General features: G+C 72.7%; 23 protein-coding genes. 9 read left to right on the top strand and 14 right to left on the bottom strand.

Annotation, left to right across the window (positions count from 1 at the left end; translation table 11 throughout):
- Positions 1–27: 27 nt before the first annotated feature.
- The 3 genes from dmpG to QQZ14_RS16325 are packed head-to-tail and all read right to left on the bottom strand — an operon-like array spanning position 28 to position 2,861.
- Complete coding sequence (dmpG, locus tag QQZ14_RS16335) at positions 28–1,119, bottom strand: 4-hydroxy-2-oxovalerate aldolase (RefSeq protein ID WP_284535423.1); 1,092 nt, start codon at positions 1,117–1,119, stop codon at positions 28–30.
- Positions 1,116–2,024, bottom strand: a complete 909-nt coding sequence (locus QQZ14_RS16330; RefSeq protein ID WP_284535422.1) for an acetaldehyde dehydrogenase (acetylating) — start codon at positions 2,022–2,024, stop codon at positions 1,116–1,118. Before QQZ14_RS16330 ends, dmpG begins: the two co-directional genes overlap by 4 nt.
- Positions 2,025–2,039: 15 nt before the next feature.
- Positions 2,040–2,861 carry a 2-keto-4-pentenoate hydratase gene (locus QQZ14_RS16325; protein ID WP_284535421.1) on the bottom strand — a complete coding sequence of 274 codons (822 nt, stop codon included), beginning with the start codon at positions 2,859–2,861 and terminating at the stop codon, positions 2,040–2,042.
- Positions 2,862–2,896: 35 nt separating this feature from the next.
- Between QQZ14_RS16325 and kstD the strand changes: the two genes are divergently transcribed.
- A complete protein-coding gene (gene kstD, locus QQZ14_RS16320; protein WP_284535420.1) occupies positions 2,897–4,579 on the top strand; it encodes a 3-oxosteroid 1-dehydrogenase in 1,683 nt (560 codons plus the stop codon).
- 2 nt (positions 4,580–4,581) lie between these two features.
- Positions 4,582–5,439 carry a MaoC family dehydratase gene (locus QQZ14_RS16315; protein WP_284535419.1) on the top strand — a complete coding sequence of 286 codons (858 nt, stop codon included), beginning with the start codon at positions 4,582–4,584 and terminating at the stop codon, positions 5,437–5,439.
- A gap of 73 nt (positions 5,440–5,512) precedes the next feature.
- On the opposite strand, the gene QQZ14_RS16310 is transcribed toward QQZ14_RS16315, so the two are convergent.
- The 5 genes from QQZ14_RS16310 to QQZ14_RS16290 form a co-directional block, all read right to left on the bottom strand.
- The gene (locus tag QQZ14_RS16310) at positions 5,513–5,857 is read right to left on the bottom strand and encodes a RidA family protein (RefSeq protein ID WP_284535418.1); all 345 of its coding nucleotides are present in this window, start codon (positions 5,855–5,857) and stop codon (positions 5,513–5,515) included.
- A gap of 5 nt (positions 5,858–5,862) precedes the next feature.
- On the bottom strand, positions 5,863–6,759 hold the full coding sequence (locus tag QQZ14_RS16305; protein ID WP_284535417.1) for an aminoglycoside phosphotransferase family protein: 897 nt from the start codon (positions 6,757–6,759) through the stop codon (positions 5,863–5,865).
- An 83-nt stretch (positions 6,760–6,842) separates the two neighbouring features.
- Positions 6,843–8,651, bottom strand: coding sequence for a glycerophosphodiester phosphodiesterase family protein (locus tag QQZ14_RS16300; RefSeq protein ID WP_284535416.1), 1,809 nt, complete (start codon positions 8,649–8,651; stop codon positions 6,843–6,845).
- Between the two features lie 91 nt (positions 8,652–8,742).
- On the bottom strand, positions 8,743–9,945 hold the full coding sequence (locus QQZ14_RS16295; RefSeq protein WP_284535415.1) for a DUF480 domain-containing protein: 1,203 nt from the start codon (positions 9,943–9,945) through the stop codon (positions 8,743–8,745).
- Positions 9,946–9,954: 9 nt separating this feature from the next.
- Positions 9,955–10,467, bottom strand: a complete 513-nt coding sequence (locus QQZ14_RS16290) for a 2'-5' RNA ligase family protein (protein WP_284535414.1) — start codon at positions 10,465–10,467, stop codon at positions 9,955–9,957.
- Between the two features lie 19 nt (positions 10,468–10,486).
- Between QQZ14_RS16290 and QQZ14_RS16285 the strand changes: the two genes are divergently transcribed.
- From QQZ14_RS16285 to QQZ14_RS16260, 6 genes are all read left to right on the top strand, one after another.
- A complete protein-coding gene (locus QQZ14_RS16285; protein ID WP_284535413.1) occupies positions 10,487–11,296 on the top strand; it encodes an LLM class flavin-dependent oxidoreductase in 810 nt (269 codons plus the stop codon).
- Positions 11,297–11,341: 45 nt separating this feature from the next.
- Positions 11,342–12,145, top strand: a complete 804-nt coding sequence (gene ppk2, locus QQZ14_RS16280; RefSeq protein WP_284535412.1) for a polyphosphate kinase 2 — start codon at positions 11,342–11,344, stop codon at positions 12,143–12,145.
- A gap of 56 nt (positions 12,146–12,201) precedes the next feature.
- Entirely contained in the window at positions 12,202–14,673 is a 2,472-nt protein-coding gene (gene hrpB, locus QQZ14_RS16275; protein WP_446740501.1) for an ATP-dependent helicase HrpB, read from the top strand.
- 18 nt (positions 14,674–14,691) lie between these two features.
- The gene (locus QQZ14_RS16270; RefSeq protein WP_284535410.1) at positions 14,692–15,429 is read left to right on the top strand and encodes a dienelactone hydrolase family protein; all 738 of its coding nucleotides are present in this window, start codon (positions 14,692–14,694) and stop codon (positions 15,427–15,429) included.
- Between the two features lie 133 nt (positions 15,430–15,562).
- On the top strand, positions 15,563–16,009 hold the full coding sequence (locus QQZ14_RS16265; protein WP_284535409.1) for a helix-turn-helix domain-containing protein: 447 nt from the start codon (positions 15,563–15,565) through the stop codon (positions 16,007–16,009).
- Entirely contained in the window at positions 16,006–16,461 is a 456-nt protein-coding gene (locus QQZ14_RS16260) for a VOC family protein (RefSeq protein WP_284535408.1), read from the top strand. The genes QQZ14_RS16265 and QQZ14_RS16260 overlap by 4 nt, the downstream gene beginning before the upstream one ends.
- A gap of 30 nt (positions 16,462–16,491) precedes the next feature.
- Here QQZ14_RS16260 and QQZ14_RS16255 read toward each other — a convergent pair whose 3' ends face one another.
- The gene (locus QQZ14_RS16255) at positions 16,492–17,310 is read right to left on the bottom strand and encodes an NAD-dependent epimerase/dehydratase family protein (RefSeq protein WP_284535407.1); all 819 of its coding nucleotides are present in this window, start codon (positions 17,308–17,310) and stop codon (positions 16,492–16,494) included.
- A gap of 61 nt (positions 17,311–17,371) precedes the next feature.
- On the opposite strand from QQZ14_RS16255, the gene QQZ14_RS16250 reads away from it, so the two are divergent.
- Positions 17,372–17,818, top strand: coding sequence for a MarR family winged helix-turn-helix transcriptional regulator (locus QQZ14_RS16250; RefSeq protein WP_284535406.1), 447 nt, complete (start codon positions 17,372–17,374; stop codon positions 17,816–17,818).
- Positions 17,819–17,832: 14 nt separating this feature from the next.
- On the opposite strand, the gene QQZ14_RS16245 is transcribed toward QQZ14_RS16250, so the two are convergent.
- The 5 genes from QQZ14_RS16245 to QQZ14_RS16225 form a co-directional block, all read right to left on the bottom strand.
- Positions 17,833–18,996, bottom strand: a complete 1,164-nt coding sequence (locus tag QQZ14_RS16245) for a lipid-transfer protein (protein WP_284535405.1) — start codon at positions 18,994–18,996, stop codon at positions 17,833–17,835.
- The gene (locus QQZ14_RS16240; protein WP_284535404.1) at positions 18,993–19,439 is read right to left on the bottom strand and encodes a MaoC family dehydratase; all 447 of its coding nucleotides are present in this window, start codon (positions 19,437–19,439) and stop codon (positions 18,993–18,995) included. The genes QQZ14_RS16245 and QQZ14_RS16240 overlap by 4 nt, the downstream gene beginning before the upstream one ends.
- Positions 19,436–19,834 carry a Zn-ribbon domain-containing OB-fold protein gene (locus QQZ14_RS16235; RefSeq protein WP_284535402.1) on the bottom strand — a complete coding sequence of 133 codons (399 nt, stop codon included), beginning with the start codon at positions 19,832–19,834 and terminating at the stop codon, positions 19,436–19,438. The genes QQZ14_RS16240 and QQZ14_RS16235 overlap by 4 nt, the downstream gene beginning before the upstream one ends.
- 42 nt (positions 19,835–19,876) lie before the next feature.
- The gene (locus QQZ14_RS16230; protein ID WP_284535401.1) at positions 19,877–20,365 is read right to left on the bottom strand and encodes an FAS1-like dehydratase domain-containing protein; all 489 of its coding nucleotides are present in this window, start codon (positions 20,363–20,365) and stop codon (positions 19,877–19,879) included.
- Positions 20,366–20,426: 61 nt separating this feature from the next.
- Entirely contained in the window at positions 20,427–22,676 is a 2,250-nt protein-coding gene (locus QQZ14_RS16225; RefSeq protein ID WP_284535400.1) for an acyl-CoA dehydrogenase, read from the bottom strand.
- Positions 22,677–22,727 lie beyond the last annotated feature (51 nt).

Raw genomic sequence — 22,727 nt, 5'->3', positions numbered from 1 at the left:
GAGCGCCGGCGCTGACCGGCTCCTCGCCTAGGAGTTCGCCGCCTCCTTCTCCGCCTCGGCCTTCAACATCAGCGCGATGTCGATGAGCTGGTCCTCCTGGCCGCCGATCAGCTTGCGGCGCCCGGCCTCGAGCAGGATCTTCGCCCCCGAGACGCCGTAGCGGTCCGCGGCGTTGCCGGCGTGCTTCAAGAAGCTCGAGTAGACCCCGGCGTACCCCATCATCAGCGTCATCCGGTCGAGCTGGCACTCCTCGGGCATCGCCGGCTTGATGACGTCCTCGGAGGCATCGACGATCTGGAGGAAGTCCACGCCGGTCGTCCAGCCGAGCTTGTCGCACACCCCGATGAACGCCTCCAGCGGCGTGTTGCCGGCACCGGCGCCGAAGCGGCGCACCGAGCCGTCGATCTGGGTGGCGCCCGCGCGGGCCGCGATCACGGTGTTGGCGACCCCGAGCCCGAGGTTCTCGTGGCCGTGGAAGCCCACATCGGCGACGTCGCCGATCTCGGCGACCACCGCCGAGACCCGGTCGGCGGTCTGCTCCATGATCAGCGCGCCCGCGGAGTCCACGACGTACACGCACTGACAGCCGGCGTCGACCATGACGCGCGCCTGCTTGGCGAGCACCTCAGGCGGCTGGGTGTGGCTCATCATGAGGAACCCGACGGTCTCGAGGCCGAGCTCGCGAGCCAGCCCGAAGTGCTGGATCGAGACGTCCGCCTCGGTGCAGTGGGTGGCGATCCGGCAGATCTGGCCGCCGTTGTCCTGGGCGGCGCGGATGTCGTCCTTGGTGCCGACGCCGGGGAGCATCAGGAACGCGATCTTGGCGCGCGTCGCGGTCTCGGCCGCGATCCTGATCAGCTCCTGCTCCGGGGTGCGGGAGAAGCCGTAGTTGAACGACGAGCCGCCGAGGCCGTCGCCGTGGGTCACCTCGATCACCGGGATGCCGGAGGAGTCGAGCGCCTCGACGATGTCGTGCACCTCCTGCGCCGTGAACTGGTGCCGCTTGTGGTGCGACCCGTCCCGGAGACAGGTATCCGTCAGCCGCAGGTCGAGCGTGCCCCAGGGCTCGTCGCCGTGGGTGCCGGACCAGGTGCGGGTCAGGGCGTTGAGGTCGTTCATGCGAGCACGCTCCTTGCGATGTTCTCGCCCACCTGCGTGGCGGCGGCGGTCATGATGTCGAGGTTGCCGGCGTACGTCGGCAGGTAGTCCCCCGCGCCCTCCACCTCGACGAAGATCGACACCTTCGTCTGGCCCTGGCTTGCGGGTGACGGCTCGTCGATCTGCGGCTCCTGGAGCAGCCGATAGCCCGGCACGTACTCCTGGACGGCCTTCTCCATCGCGAACACCGACTGCACGATCGCGTCGCGGTCGGCGTCCGGCGGGACGGCGCAGAAGATCGTGTCGCGCATGATCATCGGCGGCTCGGCCGGGTTGAGGATGATGATCGCCTTGCCACGCTCGGCGCCGCCGATGCCCTCGACGCCGGCGGCGGTGGTGCGGGTGAACTCGTCGATGTTCGCCCGGGTGCCGGGGCCCGCGGACATGCTGGACACCGAGGCGACGATCTCGGCGTACGACACCGTGGCCGCGCGCGACACGGCCGCGACCATCGGGATCGTCGCCTGGCCGCCGCAGGTGATCATGTTGACGTTCATCGCGCCCACGTGCTGCTCGCCGTTCACCGGCGGGATCACCGCGGGCCCGACCGCGGCGGGTGTGAGGTCGATGGCGCGGATGCCGGCCTCGGCGTAGCGCGGGGCGTACTCGCGGTGCACGTACGCCGAGGTCGCCTCGAAGATCAGGTCCGGCAGCTGGTCCTGCTTCAGCAGCCAGTCGACGCCCTCGTGGGTCGACTCGAGCCCCTGCGCGGCCGCGAGCTTGAGGCCCTCCGACGACGGGTCCACGCCGATCATCCAGCGCGGCTCGACACTCCCCCCGTTCTGGGCGGATCGCAGGAGCTTGTACATCAGGTCGGTGCCGATGTTGCCCGGCCCCACGATGGCTGCGGTCAGCTTGCTGGTCATCTCACTCCTCGCGAGTCATTCGGTGAAGGTGACGCTGAGCGGCGCGAAGCCGCTGATGGTCGCGACGACCCGGTCCCCCGGGGCGAACGGCACGAACGGGCCCAGGGCCCCCGACAGGATCAGGTGGCCTGCCCGCAGCGGGTCGCCGAAGCGGGCCGCCTGCACGGCGAGCCAGCGCAGCGCCTCGAGCGGGTCGCCGAGGCAGGCCGCGCCGTTGCCGGCGGAGCGCTCCTCGCCGTTGATGGTCAGCGACATCGTGACGTCGCGCGGCTCCAGCCGGTCGAGCCTCCGGCCGTCGGTGCCCACGACGAACAGCCCGCTCGACGCGTTGTCCGCCACCGTGTCGGTGAACCCGATCGCCCACTTGTCGATGCGCGAGTCGACGATCTCGAGCGCCGGCAGCGCCACGTCGACCGCCGCGCGCACCGCGTCGATGGTGATCGCCTCCTCGGGGAGGTCCAGGTCGGTGCCGAGCACGAAGGCCACCTCCCCCTCGACCCGCGGCTGCAGCAGCGTGCGCATGGAGATGGGGTCGGCCCCCTCGACCGCACCCGCGGAGACGTCCATGTCGTCGAGCAGGTAGCCGAAGTCCGGCTGGTCGACGCCGAGCTGCGTCTGCACGGCCTCGGAGGTGGCCCCGATCTTGCGACCGACCACCCGCGCTCCCGCGGCGATCCGACCCTGCACGAGACCCCGCTGCACGGCGTACGCCGCGTCGAGGTCGTCGGTGCCGATCAGGTCGCGCACCGGGGCGCACGGGACACGGGTCGCCTGGGCCTGGGAGAGTCGGGCCACCGCTGCCGTGATCGAGGCAGCGATCGAGTCCTGGGAGGTCACGTGACCAATAGTAGAACCTGTTACAGTTTCTGGCCATGACGCCCCCCTTGCCACGCCCCGAGATCCCGGGGAGTGCCGACGTCGTGGTGGTCGGTGCCGGCGGCGCCGGCATGACGGCCGCGCTCGCCGCCGCCTCGCGTGGTCTCGACACGGTGCTGATCGAGAAGAGCTCCTACTTCGGCGGGTCGACGGCGCGCAGCGGCGGCGGGGTCTGGATCCCCGGCAACTACGCGTTGAAGGCGGCCGGCCAGGACGACCCGCTGGAGAGCTCCAAGCTCTACCTCGACTCGATCGTCGGCGACGTCGTGCCCAAGGTCCGCCGCGACACCTACCTCGAGCGCGGCCCCGAGGTCATGGACTTCATCAAGGAGCGCACGCCGCTGCGGTTCACCTGGGTGCCGCAGTACGCCGACTACCACCCCGAGGCGCCCGGTGGCCGGGCCGCGGGCCGGTCGGCGGAGCCGATCCCGCTGGACGCACGGTTCCTCGGCGACGAGCTGGAGCGGCTGCACCCGCAGTACACCAAGGCGCCGGCGAACATGATCGTCACCCAGGCCGACTTCCGGAAGATCAGCCTCGGCCTGCGCACGCTCCGCGGCCCGCTGACGATGGCCAAGGTGCTGCTCAAGCGGATCGTCAGCCTGGTGCGCGGCCAGAAGATGTACGCGATGGGCAACGCGATCGCGATCGGGCTGCGCAAGGGCCTGATGGACGCGGGCGTGCCCGTGCACTACGACACCGAGCTGCGCGACCTGGTGATCGCGGACGGCCGGGTCGCCGGCGTGCGCGTGCTGCGCGACGGCGTCGAGCACGTGATCCGCGCCCGGCGAGGGGTGGTCCTCGGCAGCGGTGGCTTCGAGAAGAACCTCGAACTGCGCGAGAAGTACCAGCCGCAACCGACCTCGGTCGACTGGACGACCGGGTCGGAGTTCAACACCGGCGGCGGCGTGCTGGCCGGCATCGCCGCGGGCGCCCAGACCGACCTGATGGACGACGCGTGGTGGGGCCCGACGATCCCGCTGCCGTCCGGGCCGTGGTTCTGCCTGGCCGAGCGCAACCTGCCGGGCTCGATCATCGTCAACCAGGCCGGCCGGCGGTTCATGAACGAGGCGCTGCCGTACGTCGAGGCCGTGCACGAGATCTACCGGGGCGAGGCCACCGGCGTCGGGCACGTGCCGTCGTGGATGGTGATCGACCAGCGCTACCGCAACCGCTACCTGTTCGCCGGGCTCTCGCCCCGGCAGCCGTTCCCCGGACGCTGGCTCAAGTTCGGCACCGTCAAGAAGGCCGCCACGCTCGAGGCGCTGGCCGCGGAGATCGGCGTGCCGGCCGACGCGCTGACCGAGACCGTCGCGCGCTTCAACGGCTTCGCGCGCACCGGTGTCGACGAGGACTTCCACCGTGGTGAGAGCGCCTACGACAAGTACTACTCCGACCCACGGGTCAAGCCGAACCCCTCGCTGCACGTGATCGACCAGGCACCGTTCTACGCCGTGAAGATCGTGCCGGGCGACCTCGGCACCAAGGGCGGGCTGGTCACCGACGAGCACGCCCGCGTGCTGCGCCCCGACGGCTCGGTGATCCCCGGCCTGTACGCCGCCGGCAACGTCTCGTCGGCGGTCATGGGCCGCACCTACGCCGGCCCCGGCGCCACGATCGGGCCCGCGCTCACCTTCGGCTACCTGGCCGCAGAGGACCTCGCTCTCGGGGAGGACTGACCATGCCCATCGACCCGTCCGTCGCGATCGGCGCCGAGCTCGGCTCCCAGCGCTTCTCGTGGACCGAGAGCGACGTCCTGCTCTACCACCTCGCGATCGGCGCGACCGACCTCGCCTACACGCTCGAGGGTCCGGCGCTGCAGGTGCTGCCGTCGTTCGGGGTGGTCGCCCCGACGTTCCACATGACCGACCCGCCGCCGCTCGACCTCCCGGGGTGCGACATCAACCTCGCCCAAGTCGTGCACGGGTCGCAGTCGATCTCCGTGGCCGGGCCGATCCCCACGTCCGGCTCGGCCACGGTCACCACCCGGATCAGCGAGATCTGGGACAAGGGCAAGGCCGCGGTCGTCTGGCAGGAGGGCGTCGCGGTCGCACCCTCCGGCGAGGAGCTGTGGACCACCCGCTCGTCGATCTTCGTCAAGGGCGAGGGCGGCTGGGGCGGCGACCGCGGCGCATCCACGCCGGTCGAGCTCCCGGACCGCTCCCCCGACGCCGACGCGACGTACGACGTCCTGCCGCAGCAGGCCCTGCTCTACCGCCTCTGCGGCGACCGCAACCCGCTGCACGCCGACCCCGACTTCGCGAAGGCCGCCGGCTTCCCCGCGCCGATCCTGCACGGGCTCTGCTCCTACGGCATCGTGCTGCGCACGCTCACCGAGGTGCTGCTCGGCGGCGACGCCGCCCGGGTCGCCGGATTCGGCGTGAAGTTCGCGGGCGTGCTGTTCCCCGGCGAGACCATCCGGGTCCGCGGCTGGCGCGGGGGCGACGACCGCATCGTCGGCTCGGCCACCGTCGCCGGCGGTGACCGCGACGGCGCCCCCGTCCTCGGCGACGTCGTCCTCACCCCCACCCCCCGTTGAGTCGGGACCTTTGACGGTCGAGTCGGGACTTCTGACCGTCGAGTCGGGAGTTCTGACGGTTCAGTCGGGACTTTCAGGCGCCGACGTACGCCGTGGCCTCGATCTCGACGCGGAACCGCGGGTCGACCAGCGCGGAGACCTCGACCAGGCTCGCCGCCGGGCGGGGATGCGGGAGCACCGCGTCCAGCGCGGCCCGGACGGCGTCGAGGTCGCCGATGTCGGTGAGGAAGTACGCCACCTTCACGACGTCGTCGAGCGACGCACCCGCGCCGGCGAGGAGCGCGCGGACCTTGCCGATCACGACCGTGGCCTGCTCCCCCGCGTCGTCGGGCACCGCACCCGTCTCGGTCAGCGGTGTCTGCCCGGAGACGAAGAGGAAGCCGCCGGCCTCGCGGACCTGCTCGAAGATCGCTGCCATGCCGGTCAACCTAGCCTCGCGCCGAACTCCGCGATCGCCTCGGCGATCGCCGCCGCGGCCAGCTGGGCGTGGAACGGCGAGGTCTCCTCGTAGTACGTGAGCCCGCTCACCGCCGGCACCAGCGCCCAGCCCCGCCCACGGCGCCAGGCGTCCTCGCCGAGACCGACCGCGTCGCGGTAGGCCGCGCGGCTGGCCGGATCGGTGAACCACATCCAGCAGGGCATCAGCTCGACGGCCGGGTCGCCGAGTCCGAGCGCACCGAAGTCGATGACGCCGACCGTCCGGCCATCGCGGACGATCACGTTGCCGGGCTGGATGTCCCCCGCGAGCCAGACGGGGTCGTGCGGCCACAGCGGTGCGGCCAGCGCGTCCTCCCAGACCGCCAGCACCGCGCGTTGGTCGAGACGGTCGCCGGCCTTGGCCGTCCACTCGCGGACCCAGTCGTCGCACGCGGCCAGCGGCACGCCCCGGGACCTCTCGGTCTTGAGCGGACCGCCCATGGCGTCGATCCCGCGCAGCGTGCGCACGAACCGGCCGAGCTCGGTGGCACAGGCCACCCGGTCGACGTTGTCGTCGGTGGGGTTCTCGCCCTCGATCCAGGGCACGATCGTCCACGCGAACGGATAGCCGTGCGCCGGCTCCCCCAGCCCCACCGGCACCGGCACGGTGAGCGGCAGGTGCGGCGCGAGCAGGGGCAGCCAGGTCCAGTCGGAGTGGGCCTGGTCGGCCGCCCAGTCGATCCTCGGGAGCCGGACGAGCAGGTCCTCCCCGAGCCGGAACAGCTGGTGGTCAGTGCCGATCGGTGGCAGCCGGCTCAGCGGGAGTCCGCGGTACGCCGGGAACTGCTCGTCCACCAGCCGGCGCACCAGCTCGTCGGGGACCGGGACCTCGTTCTCGTGCATCGCAGGCGACCCTAGGCGCCCGCCACCGGCCGGCGCACCGCGTTTGTCACGGGCGCCGGCCGGCCGGGGATCAGGATGCGAGGTCAGCGATGTCCGGCCAGGAACCGGCGCAGGCCGGCCAGGTCGTCGGTGTTGAGGTGGTCGACCCCGGCGCGCAGCTCCTCGCGCCAGACCGCGGCGCGGGCCGGACCGGCGACGTCGGGGGTCGCCCAGAACCGCACCCGGTAGCCGTGGGCGTGGGCGCGCGCCACGATCGACCGGAGCCTGGCCCGCTCGACGGCCGGCATCCGGCCCCGACCAGTCCAGGTGAAGGTGTTGGTCCAGTTGTCGCTCACGAGCGGCATGAACGAGGCGGGCGTCCCGGACTCCAGGTCGGTGAGCCGGCCGTCGTACCCGGCGTACCGGACCGGTGCGGCGAGCATGGCGGCGCGGTCGCGGTTGCCGCTGATCACCGCGGTGACGGCGCCGGCCTCGGTGTCGTCGGTCGTGAACCTGGTCATCAGCCGCGGGTGCCGGGCGAGCGCCTCCTGCACCGCGGCCCAGGTCGGCGCGGCCGCCGACTTCACGTCGATCAGCAGCTGGAACCCGTCGTCCCAGCCGGGGTAGACCGCGCCGTCGTTCATCTGGCGCCGCGCCTCGAGCGGCGAGAGGTACAGGCGCTCGAGGGTGCGTCCCGGAACGACCTGGTCGCGGTCGTGGGCCACGAGCAGCTGACCGTCAACCAGCCAGACGTCGGCCTCGACGCTGGTGAAGCCCTGGTCCAGCGCGTCGAGGAGCGGACGCTGGTGCTCGTAGTCGTTGTGGGCGTGCGCCTGGGGCAGCGGCCGAGCCTGGGCCGGGCGCGACAGCGCCTCCGGGACCGCTAGGTCGCGGTCGGCCAGCACGTCGCGCAGCCGGTCGGGGTAGTCGGTGATCAGCCCGTCGACGCCGTCGTCGATCAGCTTGTTCATCGTCGCGGGGTCGTCGACCGTCCACGGGATGACCCGCTGCCCGTGCTTGTGCGCCTCCTGGACCATCTGCTCGGTGACGTACGGGCGGTAGTCCGGGTCGGAGACCTTGCCGTCCTGCGGGAACCCGTGCACCGGCGAGATGGCCCACACCCCGAACGACGCCGTCGCCTTGACCAGGTCGTCGTCGAAGTCGTCGATGTCCAGGCCGCCGAGCCACGGCGAGCGCCCGGGCTGGTCGACCTGCAGGAAGTCGTAGTTGGTGAGCGCGACCAGCGGCAGCTCGGGATAGACCTCCTTCATCCGCATCAGCGAGCCCCAGTCGAAGCTCTGGATCGTCACCTGCGACGCGATGTCCGCGGCCCGGATCTCCGCGGCCACGACCTGGACGAACTGCTCACGCGGCGCGGTCTCGCTCGGCGCCCCCGCCTCGACCTTGGTCTCGACGTTGAGCGCGACGTCGTCGGCGCCATACGCCTGGACCAGGTCGAAGACCTCGCTCAGCAGCGGCATCCGCGCCCCCGGCGACGTCCGCTGCCCGGGGAACCGCGGCAGCGAGCGGCTGCCGCAGTCGAGGGTGCGGACCTGCGAGAGTGTCAGCGTGTTCACGTACTTGCCGACGTAGGGGTACTCCGGGTCGTCGGGTGTCGCGGGCGCGGTGTCCTGGCACTTGGCGCCGTTGACCAAGCGGTCGTGGGTGACGACGGCCTCGCCGTCCTCGGTGATCTGGACGTCCAGCTCGAGGGTGCTGACCCCGAGCCGGAGCGCCTTGTCGAACGACGCGAGCGTGCTCTCGACCGTGAGGCCGATGCCACCGCGGTGGGCCTGGATGTCGAAGGGCGGCTGCTCCTGGGCGGCGGCGGCTGCGGCCGGCTGCGCGATCGGCACGAGGAGGGCCGCGCCACACGCGACCACCAGTCCGGCGATGAGGTTCCGAGAGGTCATGTCCCGACCCTCGGGTGGGCGGCCACCGGGCAGGCGAACGGCATCTGTCGGGCCGTCGGCCGTCAGGCGTCGGATTCGTGTGACGTCGCGGTCAGGCCGGCTTGCGGCCGACCACGTAGAGCCGCTCGGTGGTCTCGCCCCGATCGGCGAGCGGGCCGCGGTGGTACCACTCGACGTCGACGAGCCCGGCCTGCTCGACCAGGCCCACGACGAACGCCCGGTCCTGGAGCACGAAGTCCAGGTCGACCGGTGCGTCGAACCACTCGTCGACGTGGCGCACCTCCGCACCGGCGTGCAGGGCGAGCACCAGCCAGCCGCCTGCGTCCAGCGGGCGGGCGAGCGCGGCGATCGCGCCCGGCAGCTCGGAGGCGCCTAGGTGGATCAGCGAGTACCACGCGAGCACCGCCTGCCAGCCCGGCCCGGTCGCCGGCCGGATCAGCCGCCGCAGGTCGCCGACCTCGTAGGTGCCGTCGGGGTAGCGCCGCCGCGCCTCCGCGACCATGCCCGGAGACAGGTCGATCCCGGTCGCCCCGGCGCCGGCGTCCGCGAGGTACGCCGTGACGTGGCCCGGCCCGCAGCCCACCTCGACCACCGCTCCCCCATCCGCGTGCGCGGCGACCCGGTCCAGCAGCCAGCTCTCGAACGGCAGCCCGGTGAGCTCGTTGAAGAGGTGCTCGGAGTAGGAGCTCGCGACGGCGTCGTACGACGCGCGCACCCGCTGGTCGCGCGCCTCGGGCCCGTCCGCGAGCACCGCGTCACGGTCGACGGCGGGCGCGGCGACCACGGGAGCCACGGCGGGCTCGCCGAGCAGGTGCACCCAGCGGAGGTCGTGCTGACCCGGCTGGCGGGGCAGCTCGCGGACCAGGCCCCGTTCGGCCATCCGCGCGAGCACCTGCTCTACGTCGGACCGATCGGCGAAGTGGTGCAGACGCTCGGTGCGCGTCCTGAGCTCGCCGGGCGCCTGGGGGCCCCGGAGCAGCAGCACGGTGAGCAGCGCCCGCTCGTCGTCGGCCAGCCCGAGCACCTCGTCGAGGGTCTGGTGGTACCTCAGCGTGCGACGGCCGGTGGCGGACCATACGATGCGCAGCAGGCCGCGGTCCTTGAGCCGCCGGCCGACCTGCTCGACGGTCTGCTCGTCGTAGTCCACGACCGGGTCGCGGCTGCTGGACTGGTTGCAGGCGGTGCGCAGGGCGTTGAGGCTGAGCGGGTAGGAGTCGGGCACCGTGCGCTGCTTCTCCAGCAGGCTGCCCAGCACGCGCTGTTCCTCCGCGTCGAGCTCGGGGAGATCGGGCATGCGACGACCCTACTGACGCGCCTGGGCGATCGTCGTCACCCGGTCGGCGTCGGGATCCCATCGGCGCAGCTCGGTGAGCGTCAGCACCACGTCGTCGTGGCCGAGGGCGTCGATGGCGCGCTGGGCATCCGCCCGCGCCACCCGCCGCGCCAGTGTCACGTGCGGGATCCAGCCGACGTGCTGACGGTCGGGCACCTGGACGCGCACCGCGAGCACCCGGCGTACGACGTCGTCGTCGATGTCGACCGCCCGCGCGATCGTGAGCCGCTCGCCGCCGAGCAGCAGCACGCCGGCCGCTCGCGCACGCACCGGCAGCAGGGAGCCCAGCCGCACCTGGGCCACGTCGATCGCGTCGTCGGGCAGGGCCGGCGCGGAGACCACCGTGACGTGCGGAGAGTTCGTCCGGCCCGGGTGGTCGAGCTGGCTGGGCAGGCCGGCGTCGCGCAGCCGCTGCCAGTCCCGGCGTACCGCCTCCGCGCCGTCGTCGTCGGGGACCAGCTCGAGGGCGTGCAGCTTCGGCATACGGTCCATACTCCCTCCCATGACGCAGCAGGGCATGGCACAGCAGCTGGCCCGCCGCGGTCTCTTCGTCGCTCCCTTCGACGCGTTGGCGGACCCCGCGGTCGTCGGCGACCTCGCGGCCGCCGCCGAGTCAGCGGGCTGGGAGGGCTTCTTCCTGTGGGACCACCTCCAGTACGGCGACCGCGTGCAGCGGATCGCCGACGCGTGGATCTGCTGCGCGGCCGTGGCGATGCGCACCAGCTCGCTGCGGCTCGGCCCGATGGTCACGCCGCTGGCCCGTCGTCGTCCGCAGGTGCTGGCCCGCCAGTCGGCCAGCCTGGCCACGCTGTCCAGGGGTCGCTTCGTGCTCGGTCTCGGTCTCGGCGACGACTGGGTCGGCGAGTTCAGCGCGTACGGCGACGAGGCCGACCCGAGCAGGCGCGGCCGGATGCTCGACGAGGGACTCGAGGTGGTCGCCGGGCTGCTCGCGGGCGAGCCGGTCGACCACGACGGCGAGCACTACGCGGCGCGCGGCGTCCGGTACCTGCCGGCTCCTTCGGTCCCGGTCTGGCTGGGTGGTCGCTTCGGCAACGCCGCACCGCTGCGTCGCGCGGCTCGCCACGACGGCCTCTTCGTGATTGGCCTCGGGGACCCGTCCGACGTCGGCACCGTCCTCGACGACCTCGGCCAGCACGAGCCGAGGCCCGGCTTCGACGTCGTCGTGGACCTGCAGCCCGATCAGGACCCCGCACCCTGGCTCGCCTCCGGGGCGACCTGGGTGCTGACCCGGGTCGGTCCGTTCGACCTCGAGCTCGAGCGGGTGCGGGCCCTGGTCGAGGCCGGTCCCTGACGCCTCTCCCCACGCGGGCGGCGGCCCGTGACTAGGGTGCGAAGCATGGCGAAGTCCAAGAGGCGGCTGTCCGACGAGCAGTACGAGGCGGAGCTGTTCCGGCTGCAGGCCGAGATGGTCAAGGTGCAGGAGTGGGTGCGCGCCGAGGGCAAGCGGCTGGTGATCGTCTTCGAGGGCCGTGACGCCGCCGGCAAGGGCGGCGCGATCAAGCGGATCACGCAGTACCTCAACCCCCGCGTCGCGCGCATCGCCGCGCTCCCCGCACCGAGCGAGCGGCAGCGCGGGCAGTGGTACTTCCAGCGGTACGTCGAGCACCTGCCCAGCCCCGGCGAGATCGTGCTGTTCGACCGGTCCTGGTACAACCGCGCCGGAGTCGAGCACGTGATGGGCTTCTGCACCCCGGTCGAGCACCGGCGGTTCCTCCACCAGTGCCCGATCTTCGAGCGGCTGCTCGTCGAGGACGGGATCCTGCTGCGCAAGTACTGGTTCTCGGTCAGTGACGAGGAGCAGCACCGCCGCTTCAAGGCGCGCGTCGAGGACCCGATGCGGCGGTGGAAGCTGTCGACGATGGACCTCGAGTCCATCACGCGCTGGGAGGACTACTCGCGCGCCAAGGACGACATGATGGTGCACACCGACATCCCCGAGGCTCCGTGGTACGTCGTCGAGGGCGACGTGAAGAAGGAGGCGCGGCTGAACATGATGGCCCACCTGCTGTCCACCCTGGAGTACCGCGACGTGCCGCTGCCCGAGATCGCCATCCCCGAGCGACCGGCCTCGACCGGCTACGTCCGCCCACCGCGCGACCACACCAACTACGTTCCCGACCACGTCGAGGGGCTGCTCTGACCTCGCCCGCCGGACGGGGCGACCCGATCGAGCGGCTGCTCGCGGACCCGCCCGACCTGCCGGTGCGGCACGGTCTGGCCGACCTCGCCGCCGCCCTCCGGTCCACCGGCACCGCCGTCGTCCAGGCGCCGCCCGGCACCGGCAAGACGACGCTGGTGCCGCCCGCCGTCGCGGCGTCGCCCGGTCTGGTGGACGGGCGGGTGGTGGTCACCCAGCCGCGCCGGATCGCGGCCCGGGCGGCGGCCCGTCGGGTCGCCCACCTCCTCGGCGAGCCGGTGGGGCAGACCGTCGGCTACTCCGTGCGCGGCGACCGCCAGGTCGGCGCCCGCACCCGGATCGAGTTCGTCACCACCGGCGTGCTGCTCCGCCGGCTCCAGCGCGACCCCGGCCTTGCCGGTGTCGCCGCGGTCGTGCTCGACGAGGTCCACGAGCGCCAGCTCGACTCCGACCTGACGCTGGCCCTGCTCGTCGAGGTGCGCGCGCACCTGCGACCGGACCTCCCGTTGGTCGCGATGTCCGCGACGATCGAGGCCGAGCGCACCGCGTCCCTTCTCGGCGGCACGACGCCGGCGCCGGTGATCGCCGTCCCGGCCACGCTGCACCCGGTCACCGAGGTCTGGTGCCCGCTGCCGCCCGGCGTACGCCGGTCCGACGACCGGGGGCTCACCCCCCGCTTCCTCGACCACGTCGCGGCGTGCGTGCGCCGGGCGCTCGCCGAGCAGGACGGAGACGTCCTGGCGTTCCTGCCCGGCGCGGGCGAGGTGGCGGGCGTCGCCGCCCGGCTGGCCGGCGTGGACGCCGACGTCCGTCCCCTGCACGGGCGGCTGCCGCCTCGCGATCAGGACCTGGCTCTCACGCCCGGCCCGCGACGCCGGGTCGTGGTCTCGACCGCCGTCGCGGAGTCCTCCCTGACCGTCCCGGGAGTGCAAGCCGTCGTCGACGCCGGCCTCTCGCGGCAGCCGCACACCGACCACCGCCGCGGGCTGGCCGGACTGGTCACGGTGCCGGCGAGCCGCGCGGCCGCCGAGCAGCGCGCCGGCCGCGCCGGACGCGAGGCCCCCGGCGCGGTCTACCGCTGCTGGTCGGAGGCCGAGCACGCGCACCTGCCCACGCACCCCGCCCCGGAGATCGCGACCGCCGACCTCACCGCGTTCGCGCTCGAGATCGCCACCTGGGGCAGCCCCGATCCGGCTCTGCTTGCCCTGCTGGACCAGCCGCCGGAGTCGGCGATGGCCGCGGCGTGGTCGACGCTCGCCGGGCTCGGGGCCGTCACCGAGGACGGGGCGGTCACCGACCGGGGCCGCCGGATCGCCGGCATCGGCACCGACCCGAGGCTCGCCCGCGCGCTGCTCCACGGGGCCGACGTCGCCGGCTCCCGGCGCGCCGCCGAGATCGTGGCCCTGCTGTCCGAGGACGTGCGCGCCCCCGGAGCCGACCTCGTGGCCGCGCTGCGCGCCGTGCGCCGGGGCGGACCCGACGGTACGGCGTGGGCCGCGTCGGCGAGGCGCCTCGAGGCCGCGCTCGGTGGCGCACGCCGACCGGGCAGCGGGCTCCCGGACGACGTCGCCGTCGGACTCGTCGTCGCGCTCGCCCACCCCGACCGGATCGCCCGGCTGCGGCCCGGCGGCACGGCGTACTTGATGACGTCGGGCACCGGCGCGGTCGTGCCCGCCGGCTCCCCGATCGCCGGCCTGCCGTGGCTGGCGATCGCGGACGCCGACCGGCGGCCGGGCGCCCGGGACGCGACCGTCCGCTCGGCCGCGCCGCTCCCCGAGGACCTCGCCCTCGAGGCGGCGTCCGCGATCTGGCAGGAGACCGAGCAGGTCACCTGGTCCGAGGACCGGGTCGTCGCGCGGCGGGTCGTCTCCCTGGGGGCCATCGAGCTGTCCTCGGTGACGATCGGCGACCCCGATCCCGCGCTGGTGGCGGCGGCCGTCCGGGAGGGCCTGCGGCAGCGGGGGCTGGCCGTGCTGCCCTGGACCGAGGCCGCCACCGCGCTGCGCGAACGGCTGGCGTTCCTGCACCGGGCCCTCGGCGACCCGTGGCCGGACGTCTCCGACCAGGCGCTCTCGGAGAGCGTCGAGAGCTGGCTCGGACCCGAGCTCGCGCGGATCCGCGGCGTGCGCGACCTGCGCCGGATCGACGTGCTCGCCGCGCTGCGCCGGCTGCTGCCCTGGCCCGAGGCCGGGCGACTCGACGACCTCGCCCCCGAGCGGGTGCAGGTGCCGAGCGGCTCGAGCGTCCGGATCGACTACGGCGGCGACCAGCCCGTGCTGGCGGTGCGGCTGCAGGAGGTGTTCGGCTGGGCGGCGGCGCCGCGGGTCGCGGACGGCCGGGTCCCGCTCCTGCTGCACCTGCTCACGCCCGCGCGGCGCCCGGCCGCGGTGACCGCCGACCTGGCGTCGTTCTGGGCCAACGGCTACCCGCAGGTGCGCGCCGAGCTCCGCGGCCGCTACCCCAAGCACGCCTGGCCGGAGGACCCGACGACCGCGCCGCCGACGCGCGGCGTACGCCGTCCCTCCCCCTGATCCCCTTACCCTGCGGGCATGAGCCTCCTCGACAGCTGGACGCAGGGCGAGCACACGGCCGGCGGGGTCACGCACCCGACGTACCGGAAGGGCACCGGGCCGGGCGTCATCGTGATCCACGAGATCCCCGGGCTGACCCCGAAGGTCATCGGGTTCGCCGAGGAGCTGGTCGCGGCCGGCTACACCGTCGTCCTGCCGCACCTGTTCGGCACGCCCGAGGCGCCGATGGGCGCCGCCGCGATCGCCAAGGTGCTCCCGCGCCTGTGCGTCAGCAAAGAGTTCACGACGATGGCGACCGGGCAGACCTCCCCGGTCGCGGTGTGGCTGCGCGACCTGGCCCGGACGCTGCACGACGAGCTCGGCGGGCCGGGCGTCGGCGCGCTCGGCATGTGCTTCACCGGCGGGTTCGCGCTGGCCATGATGGTCGACCCGTCGGTGGCCGCGCCGGTGCTCGCCCAGCCCTCGCTGCCGTTCCCGGTCGGCAAGGCGCGCGCCGCCGACCTCAACCTCTCCCCCGCCGACCTCACCTCGGTCAAGGAGCGCGCGGCCGCCGGGTGCGAGGTGCTCGGGCTGCGCTACGCCGGCGACCGCGCCGTCGGCACCCGCTTCGAGACCCTCACCCGCGAGCTCGGCGGCGCGTTCCTGCGCGTCGACCTCGAGGGCACGGGCCACTCGACGCTCACCGAGCACCGCTCGCAGGAGGCCGTCGACCGGGTGCTCGGGTTCTTCTCCGGCAAGCTCCAGGTTGAGTCGTGACTTCTGCCCGTTGAGTCGTGAGTTCTGTACGCCGAATCGGGACTTCTGTACGTCGCGCCGCGAGAAGCTCGCGACTCGACCGTCCGAACTCCCGACTCAACCTTCACCGCCGCGCCGACTAGTCTCGACGACCGTGGAGCTCAGCAGGCGCGAGGACCTCAACCGCCGGATGCTGCGCGCCCGCGACGAGATGGACCGCCGCTACGCCGAGCCGCTCGACATCCCCACCCTGGCGTCCGTCGCGCACCTCTCGCCGTCCCAGTTCGGGCGGATGTTCAAGCAGGTGTACGGCGAGACCCCGCACCGCTACCTCCAGCGCCGCCGGATCGAGCGCGCGATGACGCTGCTGCGCCAGACCGACCGTGCGATCACGGACATCGCCTGGGACACGGGGTTCGCCAGCCTCGGCACGTTCAGCTCGACGTTCAGCAGGATCGTCGGTCACTCGCCGACCCGCTTCCGCGCCCGCCACGCCCCGGTCGCCGTGCCGTCGTGCTTCATCGCCACCTGGACCCGCCCACGAGACAGTCGTTTTGGAGAAGCCGGTGCCGGTCCGCGACCTCTAGCGTCCTCGTCATGACCAACAACCACATCACCAGCCTCAACATCCGCTCCCTTCCGGTGCTCGACCAGGACGAGGCGCTCGACTTCTACACGACCCACCTCGGCTTCGAGGTCCGCGACGACATCGACCTCGGCTTCATGCGCTGGCTCACGATCGGCGTGCCGGGACAGGACTCCTCGCTCCTGCTGGAGCTCGTCGGCGGCCCGCAGCACGACGAGTCCACGGCCGCCCAGGTGCGCGAGCTCGTCACCAAGGGGGCGCTCGGTGGGCTGTTCCTGCTCAGCGACGACGTGCACGCGACGTACGCCGCACTCGCCGAGGCTGGCGTCGAGATCACCCAGGAGCCGGTCCAGCAGCCCTACGGCACCGACTTCGGCATCCGGGACCCGTTCGGCAACCAGGTCCGCATCTCCCAGCCCAACGCCGCGAGCCCGGCCGAGGTCAAGGACGCCTACGAGAACGCCTGACCGACCTCCGTCGACTCAGGCGCCGTTGGGTCAGAGGATCCCCTCCGCAGCCGCGGCGCGGATCGTCGGCACGGTCGGCCGGAAGCCCAGCTCTCGCGCCAGCGACCCGTCCATCCGGCCCGCCCACGGGTGCTCGAGGGGTGCGGCCGACGGCTCGACCGGCTCGCCGGCGAGCTCGGCCATCTCCCACACCGTGACGGGCGCGTCGTCGGTGAGGTTGACGATGCGGCCGTCGGCGGCCCCGGTGAGGGCGAGGCGCACGATCGCGGCCACGTCGCGGTGGTGGGCGACGGAGTACGTGTGGGCCGGGTGCAGCCCGAAGCGCGGGGCGAGCCTCGGCATCGAGGCGAGGTGCCCGTCGCCGTCGCCGTACACGAACGGGAGACGAAGGATCGACCAGGTCAGGCCGCTGTCGCGCAGCACGCCCTCGGCGGCGAGCTTGCTCGCCGGGTAGGCCAGGGTCGGCGAGCAGGTGTCGGTCTCCCGGCTCGGCCACGCGGCGGTCGCGTCGTAGACGTTGCCCGTGCTGGCCATCACGACCCGCGCGTCGGGCGCGTGCGCTGTGACCGCATCGACGAGGTGACGGGTGCCGTCGAGGTTCGCCCGCCAGATCGCGTCCTCGTCGTCGGTGCGGAACAGGGCTGCGAGGTGGACGACGGCATCGACCCCCGCCACGGCGGACGGGAGCGAGTCGGGGTCGTCGAGGTCACCACGCAACGCGGTGACGCCGTCGGGCAGTGCGACGTCGCGGCGCACCAGCGCCCGGCAGGCGAAGCCGGCGTCCGCGAGCCGGGGCAGGAGCCGCGAGCCGACCAGCCCCGTGGCGCCGGTGAGGAGAAGAGTCGTCATACTCGTCCTTTGCAGTGATCGTCAGTAGTGCTGATGATAAGCGTACCCCTAGGATGGGCCCATGGCTGACGAGCGCGACCTCGGTCCGGGACTGCGCCGGCGGCTGACCTACCTGCTCAAGTACGCCCTGCTGACGCTCGACGAGCTGCACGAGGAGCACCTGGCTTCGTCGGGCATCAACGCGCGCGAGCTGGCCGTGCTCCTCCTGCTCGCCGACCGCGAGCCTGAGTCCCAGCAGCAGGCGGCCCAGCGCCTCGGGGTCGACCGCACGACGATGGTCGGCCTCGTCGACGCGCTCGAGGGCAAGGGGCTGGTGGCCCGCCGGTCCGATCCCGCCGACCGCCGTCGCAACGTCGTCGAGCTCACCGACGTCGGGCGCAAGACGCTGAAGGTGGCGACCCGAGCGAGCGACCGTGCGGAGCAGCGGCTGCTGGCCGATCTCGGCGAGGCCGATGCCGTCCGCCTGCGCGAGCTGTTGGAGCGGATCGCCACCGGCGGCACGGACTGAGGCTGAGCCCGGGCTCAGGCGGAGAGGATCAGCCCGCTCGTCGGCACTCCGGTGCCGGCGGTGACGACGAGGTGCTCGACCCCGTCGACCGGGTTGACCGACGTGCCGCGCACCTGGCGGACCGCCTCGGCGATGCCGTTCATCCCGTGGATGTAGGCCTCGCCGAGCTGCCCGCCGTGCGTGTTGAGCGGGAACTTCCCGTCGACCTCGATGGCTCCGTCGGCGATGAACCCCGGCGCCTCTCCCCTGCCGCAGAAGCCGAGCTCCTCGAGTTGCATGAGCACGTACGGCGTGAAGTGGTCGTAGAGGATGCCCATCCGCATGTCGTCGGGCACCAGGCCGGACTGGCGCCACAGCTCGCGGCCGACCACGCCCATCTCGGGGATGCCGATGTCGGCGCGGTAGTACGACGTCATCACGAACTGGTCGGCGCCGCTGCCCTGCGCGGCGGCCGTGATGTACGCCGGCTTCTGCGCGAGGTCGCGCGCCCGCTCGGCCGAGGTGACCACCAGCGCCACCGCGCCGTCGGACTCCTGGCAGCAGTCGAGCAGGTGCAGCGGGTCGACGATCATCCGCGAGGCCTGGTGGTCCTCCAGCGTGATCGGCTTGCCGTAGAAGAACGCGGCGGGGTTGGTGGCGGCGTGCCGCCGGTCGGCCACCGCGACCCGGCCGAAGTCCTCGGAGGTCGCGCCGTACTCGTGCATGTAGCGGCGCGCCTGCATCGCGACGGTCGCCGCCGGCGTGCCGAGACCCATCGGGTAGGTCCAGGCATTGTCGAGGCCGTTGGTGTTGACCTGGGTCGCCGCCGCGAGCGAGAACTGCCCGAAGCGCGACTCCGAGCGCTCGTTGAAGCCGCGATAGCAGACCACCACGTCGGCCACGCCGGTCGCGACCGCCATCGCCGCCTGCTGCACGGTCGCGCAGGCCGCACCGCCGCCGTAGTTGATGCGACTGAAGAACCGCAGCTCGGGGATGCCCAGCTCGCGCGCCACGGCGATTTCCGAGGAGGTGTCCATCGTGAACGTCGTCAGCCCGTCGACGTCGGCCGCGGTCAGCCCGCAGTCGGCCAGCGCGTGCTGCACGGCCTCCACCGAGAGCTGCAGCTCGGAGCGGCCGGACTCCTTGGAGAACTCCGTGGCGCCGATGCCGGCGATCGCGGCCTTGCCGGAGAGGCTCATGCGTCAGCTCCCGGGGTTTCGAGGCTCGCTGGCGCTCGCACCTCAACCGCCGGGAGCGCCACCACCCGCACCGTGCCGGTGACGTGGTCACCGAGCGAGACCGACCCGACGACGCTGATCGTGGCGATGCCGTCCTCGACGGAGGTCACCTCGCCGCGGAACGTCAGCGTGTCGTAGGGGTACGCCGGGGCGCCCAGCCTGATCGCGATGCCCTTGAGCTCGGTGTCGGGGCCGAGCGCGTCGACGACATACCGCTCCACCAGGCCGTTGCTGGTCAGGATGTTCATGAAGATGTCCTTCGACCCGGCCGCCTGGGCGACGTCGCGGTCGTGGTGGACGTCCTGCCAGTCCCGGGTCGCGATCGCGGTGCTCACGATGGTGGTCGGGGTCAGCGGCAGCGACCACCCCGGCAAGGTGTCACCAGGCTTCATCCGGTCGTTCATGCTCGCCTCCAGACCGGCAGGGTCAGCTCGTCGTCGATCCGGTCGAAGTCCACGCGCAGCCGCATCCCGATCTCGATCTCCTCCGGGTCGACGTCGAGGACCTCGCCGACCATCCGCACGCCCTCGTCGAGGTCGATCAGCGCGATCACGATCGGCAGCTCCTTGCCCGGCACGGGCGGGTGCCGGTGCACGACGTAGGAGAACACCGTGCCGGTGCCCGCTGCGACGACATGACCGCGGTCGAGGGCTCCGCACGACGGGCAGGCCGGACCGGGCGGGAACCGCAGGTCGCCGCACGCGTTGCACCTCTGGATCCGCAGCTCCCCGAGGGCGGTGCCGTCCCAGAAGAACCGGGAGTCGCGCCCGATCATGGGGCGCACGACGGCGGCGGTCATCGTGCCTCCTGGGGTGGTTTCGAGGCTCGCTTCGCTCGCACCTCAACCACCGGCTCTCGGGATGAACTTGAGGACGCGGAACAGCATGGTCGCGACCACCTCGTCGCCGACGTACCAGGTGTTGCGGGAGGTCACGAAGTAGCCCTCGCCCATCGCGGTCTGCTTTGGCCCCACCACCGAGTCCAGCGCGCTGGTGACGCGCGGGTGCTCGCCGACGCGCAGGTAGCGCTCGTAGGTCTGCTCGCAGTTGGTGCCGAGCACCGCGGTGTAGCCCGCGTCGGTGAGGAACTCCGTCATCCGGGTCAGCGGGTCCTCAGGCGGGCGCTTGCGGCCCAGCCCCGGCATCGTCCACACCTGCGCCATCGACGGCGGCGCCTCGCCGTGGCGGAAGCGCTCGCTGTCATAGCCCATCGCGTCCAGCCAGGCACCGATGGTCGGCTGGTTGACGGGGTACGGCGCAACCGACTCCGAGGCCTCGCCGAGCGCCTTGATCCGCTCGGCCTCGGCCACGATCCGCTCGTGCGCGGTCATCGGGGTCCCCGCGAAGTTGTTCGGGGGAGCGAAGCGGAGGAGAAGAACTTCGTGGGGTGATTCATCGCGGCACCCGCGGCAGCCCGAGCCCGAACATCGCGATCAGCTCGCGCTGCACCTCCTGCACGCCTCCGCCGAACGTCAGCACGAGGTTGCGCTTGGCCTGGCCGTCGAGATAGCGCATGAGGTACGCCGTCTCCTCGTCCGAGGGGTCGCCGTACCGGTGCACGATCGAGACGAGGTCTGCGGCGAGGTGCTGGACCTCGTCGGCGGCGAACACCTTCGACGAGGACGCGTCGCCGACCGAGATCTCGTCGACGGCCGCGGCGCGGGCGACCTCCCAGTTGAGCAGCTCGTTGACGCGGAACACCGCGGTGACCTCGCCCATCGTGCGGCGCACGTCGGGCCGGTCGATGACGCCCGCCTTGGTCGCCCACTCGGCGACCCGGTCGCGCAGCCCCTCGAGGCGCCCGGCCGGGCCGAGCATCACACGCTCGTGGTTGAGCTGGGTGGTGATCAGCTTCCAGCCCTGGTTCTCCTCGCCGACCAGCATGTCGACCGGCACCCGCACGTCGTTGAAGTACGTCGCGTTGACGTGGTGCGACCCGTCGGCCGTGATGATCGGCGTCCAGGAGTAGCCCGGGTCGGTGGTGTCGACGATGAGGATCGAGATGCCCTTGTGCTTGGGGGCGTCGGGGTCGGTGCGGCAGGCCAGCCAGATGTAGTCGGCCTGGTGCCCGCCGGTGGTCCAGAGCTTCTGCCCGTTGACCACGTAGTGATCGCCGTCCCGGCGCGCCGTCGTGCGCAGCGACGCGAGGTCGGTGCCGGCGTCGGGCTCGCTGTAGCCGATCGCGAAGTGCACGTCGCCCTTCAGGATCCGTTCGAGGAACAGGTCCTTCTGCTTCGGCGTGCCGTACCTGATCAGCGTCGGGCCGACGGTCTGCAGCGTCACCGCCGGCAGGTGCACGTCGGCGCGCTGCGCCTCGTTGGCGAAGATCGTCTGCTCGATCTCGCCGAGCCCGTGCCCGCCGTACTCCTGCGGCCAGCCGATGCCCATCCAGCCGTCGGCGCCCATCTGGCGGATCACCCGCTGGTAGGTCTCGCCGTGGCGGTCACGGGGCCCATCTCCTTGGCCGATCTCCTCGTGCTCCTCGCGCCCGGCCAGGCCCGTGAAGTACTCGCGCAGCTCGGCCTTGAGCGCCCGCTGCGCGGTGGTGAGCTCGAGGTTCTTGGTGGTCGGGTCCTCGACGGTCACGTCGTCGGCCTGCGCGCCGAGCGCGTGCGCGAGGTCGGTGACCCAGGAGAAGTAGCGGTGCATCGGGTAGGTCACGTCGACGCCCATGCCGCCGTGCAGGTGGTGGCAGGTGCGCATCGCGGCGGGCGCCTCGCGACAGACCCAGTACGCCGCGACCGCGAGGTCGTCGGTCGCGTCGAGGCCGGCCGCGATCCGCCAGGCGGCGTTCTGCGCGGCCAGGTCGAGCGTGCGCGAGGCGATGTAGACGTCCGCGACCTGCATCGCAACCGCCTGGAACTCCGCGAGCGCGCGCCCGAACTGCGTGCGGCCCTTGATGTACGACGCGGTCAGGTCGCGCGCGCCGGCCACGACGCCGGCGGCGGTCAGGCACAGGCCCGCGATGGCCAGCTCGCGCAGTGTGCGGGCGGCGTCCTCGCCCTCGAGCAGCTCGGCGGGCGCGCCGTCGAGCACCACCGTGTGCTGGGGGGTGCGCATCGAGGAGGGCGACTCGAGCAGCTGGACGCCGGGCCCCTGCGGGTCGACGAGCGCCACCGCCGGGCGGCCGTCCGCGGTCACGCTCACGAGCAGCCGTGCGGCCCGGTCGGCGTAGGTGACGCCGATCTTGCGCCCGGTGACCCGGCCGGCCCCGTCGACGAGCGCGTACGTCGTGCCGGGTCGCTCGGGGATGCCCGCGCCGACCTCGCGCAGCGCCGGCGTGAGCAGCTTGTCGCCCGACGCGACCCCGGGCAGCAGCACCTGCCGCTGCTCCGCGGAGCCGGCGGCGGCCAGCGTCAGCGCGCCGCAGCACAGCGTCTCCCACACCGGCAGCTGGACGGCCCGCGCACCGGTCTCGCGCAGCAGCACCGCCACCTCGGTCAGGCCGAGTCCCTCGCCGCCCTGCTCCTCGGGCACGACGAGGGCGAGCAGCCCCGCAGAGGCGAGCTTCTGCCACGTGGCATCTCCCCCGTCGTCGGACAGACCCTCCCCGGCCCGTGCGAGCGCCTCGGTGACGACCGAGCGAACGGCGTCGACCGCCTCGGCGTCGACCTCCGTGTAACCGTCCTGACCCACGCGCATCTCCTGCCGGTCCTGGGGTACCTGACGTACGAAACTGTAACCTGTTCTACT

It is taken from the genome of Nocardioides sp. T2.26MG-1, from assembly GCF_950101795.1.
Lineage (GTDB): Bacteria > Actinomycetota > Actinomycetes > Propionibacteriales > Nocardioidaceae > Nocardioides.
This window is presented reverse-complemented; position numbering and strand designations above follow the sequence as displayed.

Bases quoted from the DNA above. Each gene is read 5' to 3' on its own strand.
- dmpG (WP_284535423.1), bottom strand. From the start codon at position 1,119: ATGAACGACCTCAACGCCCTGACCCGCACCTGGTCCGGCACCCACGGC.
- QQZ14_RS16330 (WP_284535422.1), bottom strand. From the start codon at position 2,024: ATGACCAGCAAGCTGACCGCAGCCATCGTGGGGCCGGGCAACATCGGC.
- kstD (WP_284535420.1), top strand. From the start codon at position 2,897: ATGACGCCCCCCTTGCCACGCCCCGAGATCCCGGGGAGTGCCGACGTC.
- QQZ14_RS16315 (WP_284535419.1), top strand. From the start codon at position 4,582: ATGCCCATCGACCCGTCCGTCGCGATCGGCGCCGAGCTCGGCTCCCAG.
- QQZ14_RS16310 (WP_284535418.1), bottom strand. From the start codon at position 5,857: ATGGCAGCGATCTTCGAGCAGGTCCGCGAGGCCGGCGGCTTCCTCTTC.
- QQZ14_RS16305 (WP_284535417.1), bottom strand. From the start codon at position 6,759: ATGCACGAGAACGAGGTCCCGGTCCCCGACGAGCTGGTGCGCCGGCTG.
- QQZ14_RS16300 (WP_284535416.1), bottom strand. From the start codon at position 8,651: ATGACCTCTCGGAACCTCATCGCCGGACTGGTGGTCGCGTGTGGCGCG.
- QQZ14_RS16295 (WP_284535415.1), bottom strand. From the start codon at position 9,945: ATGCCCGATCTCCCCGAGCTCGACGCGGAGGAACAGCGCGTGCTGGGC.
- QQZ14_RS16290 (WP_284535414.1), bottom strand. From the start codon at position 10,467: ATGCCGAAGCTGCACGCCCTCGAGCTGGTCCCCGACGACGACGGCGCG.
- QQZ14_RS16285 (WP_284535413.1), top strand. From the start codon at position 10,487: ATGACGCAGCAGGGCATGGCACAGCAGCTGGCCCGCCGCGGTCTCTTC.
- ppk2 (WP_284535412.1), top strand. From the start codon at position 11,342: ATGGCGAAGTCCAAGAGGCGGCTGTCCGACGAGCAGTACGAGGCGGAG.
- QQZ14_RS16270 (WP_284535410.1), top strand. From the start codon at position 14,692: ATGAGCCTCCTCGACAGCTGGACGCAGGGCGAGCACACGGCCGGCGGG.
- QQZ14_RS16260 (WP_284535408.1), top strand. From the start codon at position 16,006: ATGACCAACAACCACATCACCAGCCTCAACATCCGCTCCCTTCCGGTG.
- QQZ14_RS16255 (WP_284535407.1), bottom strand. From the start codon at position 17,310: ATGACGACTCTTCTCCTCACCGGCGCCACGGGGCTGGTCGGCTCGCGG.
- QQZ14_RS16250 (WP_284535406.1), top strand. From the start codon at position 17,372: ATGGCTGACGAGCGCGACCTCGGTCCGGGACTGCGCCGGCGGCTGACC.
- QQZ14_RS16245 (WP_284535405.1), bottom strand. From the start codon at position 18,996: ATGAGCCTCTCCGGCAAGGCCGCGATCGCCGGCATCGGCGCCACGGAG.
- QQZ14_RS16240 (WP_284535404.1), bottom strand. From the start codon at position 19,439: ATGAACGACCGGATGAAGCCTGGTGACACCTTGCCGGGGTGGTCGCTG.
- QQZ14_RS16235 (WP_284535402.1), bottom strand. From the start codon at position 19,834: ATGACCGCCGCCGTCGTGCGCCCCATGATCGGGCGCGACTCCCGGTTC.
- QQZ14_RS16230 (WP_284535401.1), bottom strand. From the start codon at position 20,365: ATGACCGCGCACGAGCGGATCGTGGCCGAGGCCGAGCGGATCAAGGCG.
- QQZ14_RS16225 (WP_284535400.1), bottom strand. From the start codon at position 22,676: ATGCGCGTGGGTCAGGACGGTTACACGGAGGTCGACGCCGAGGCGGTC.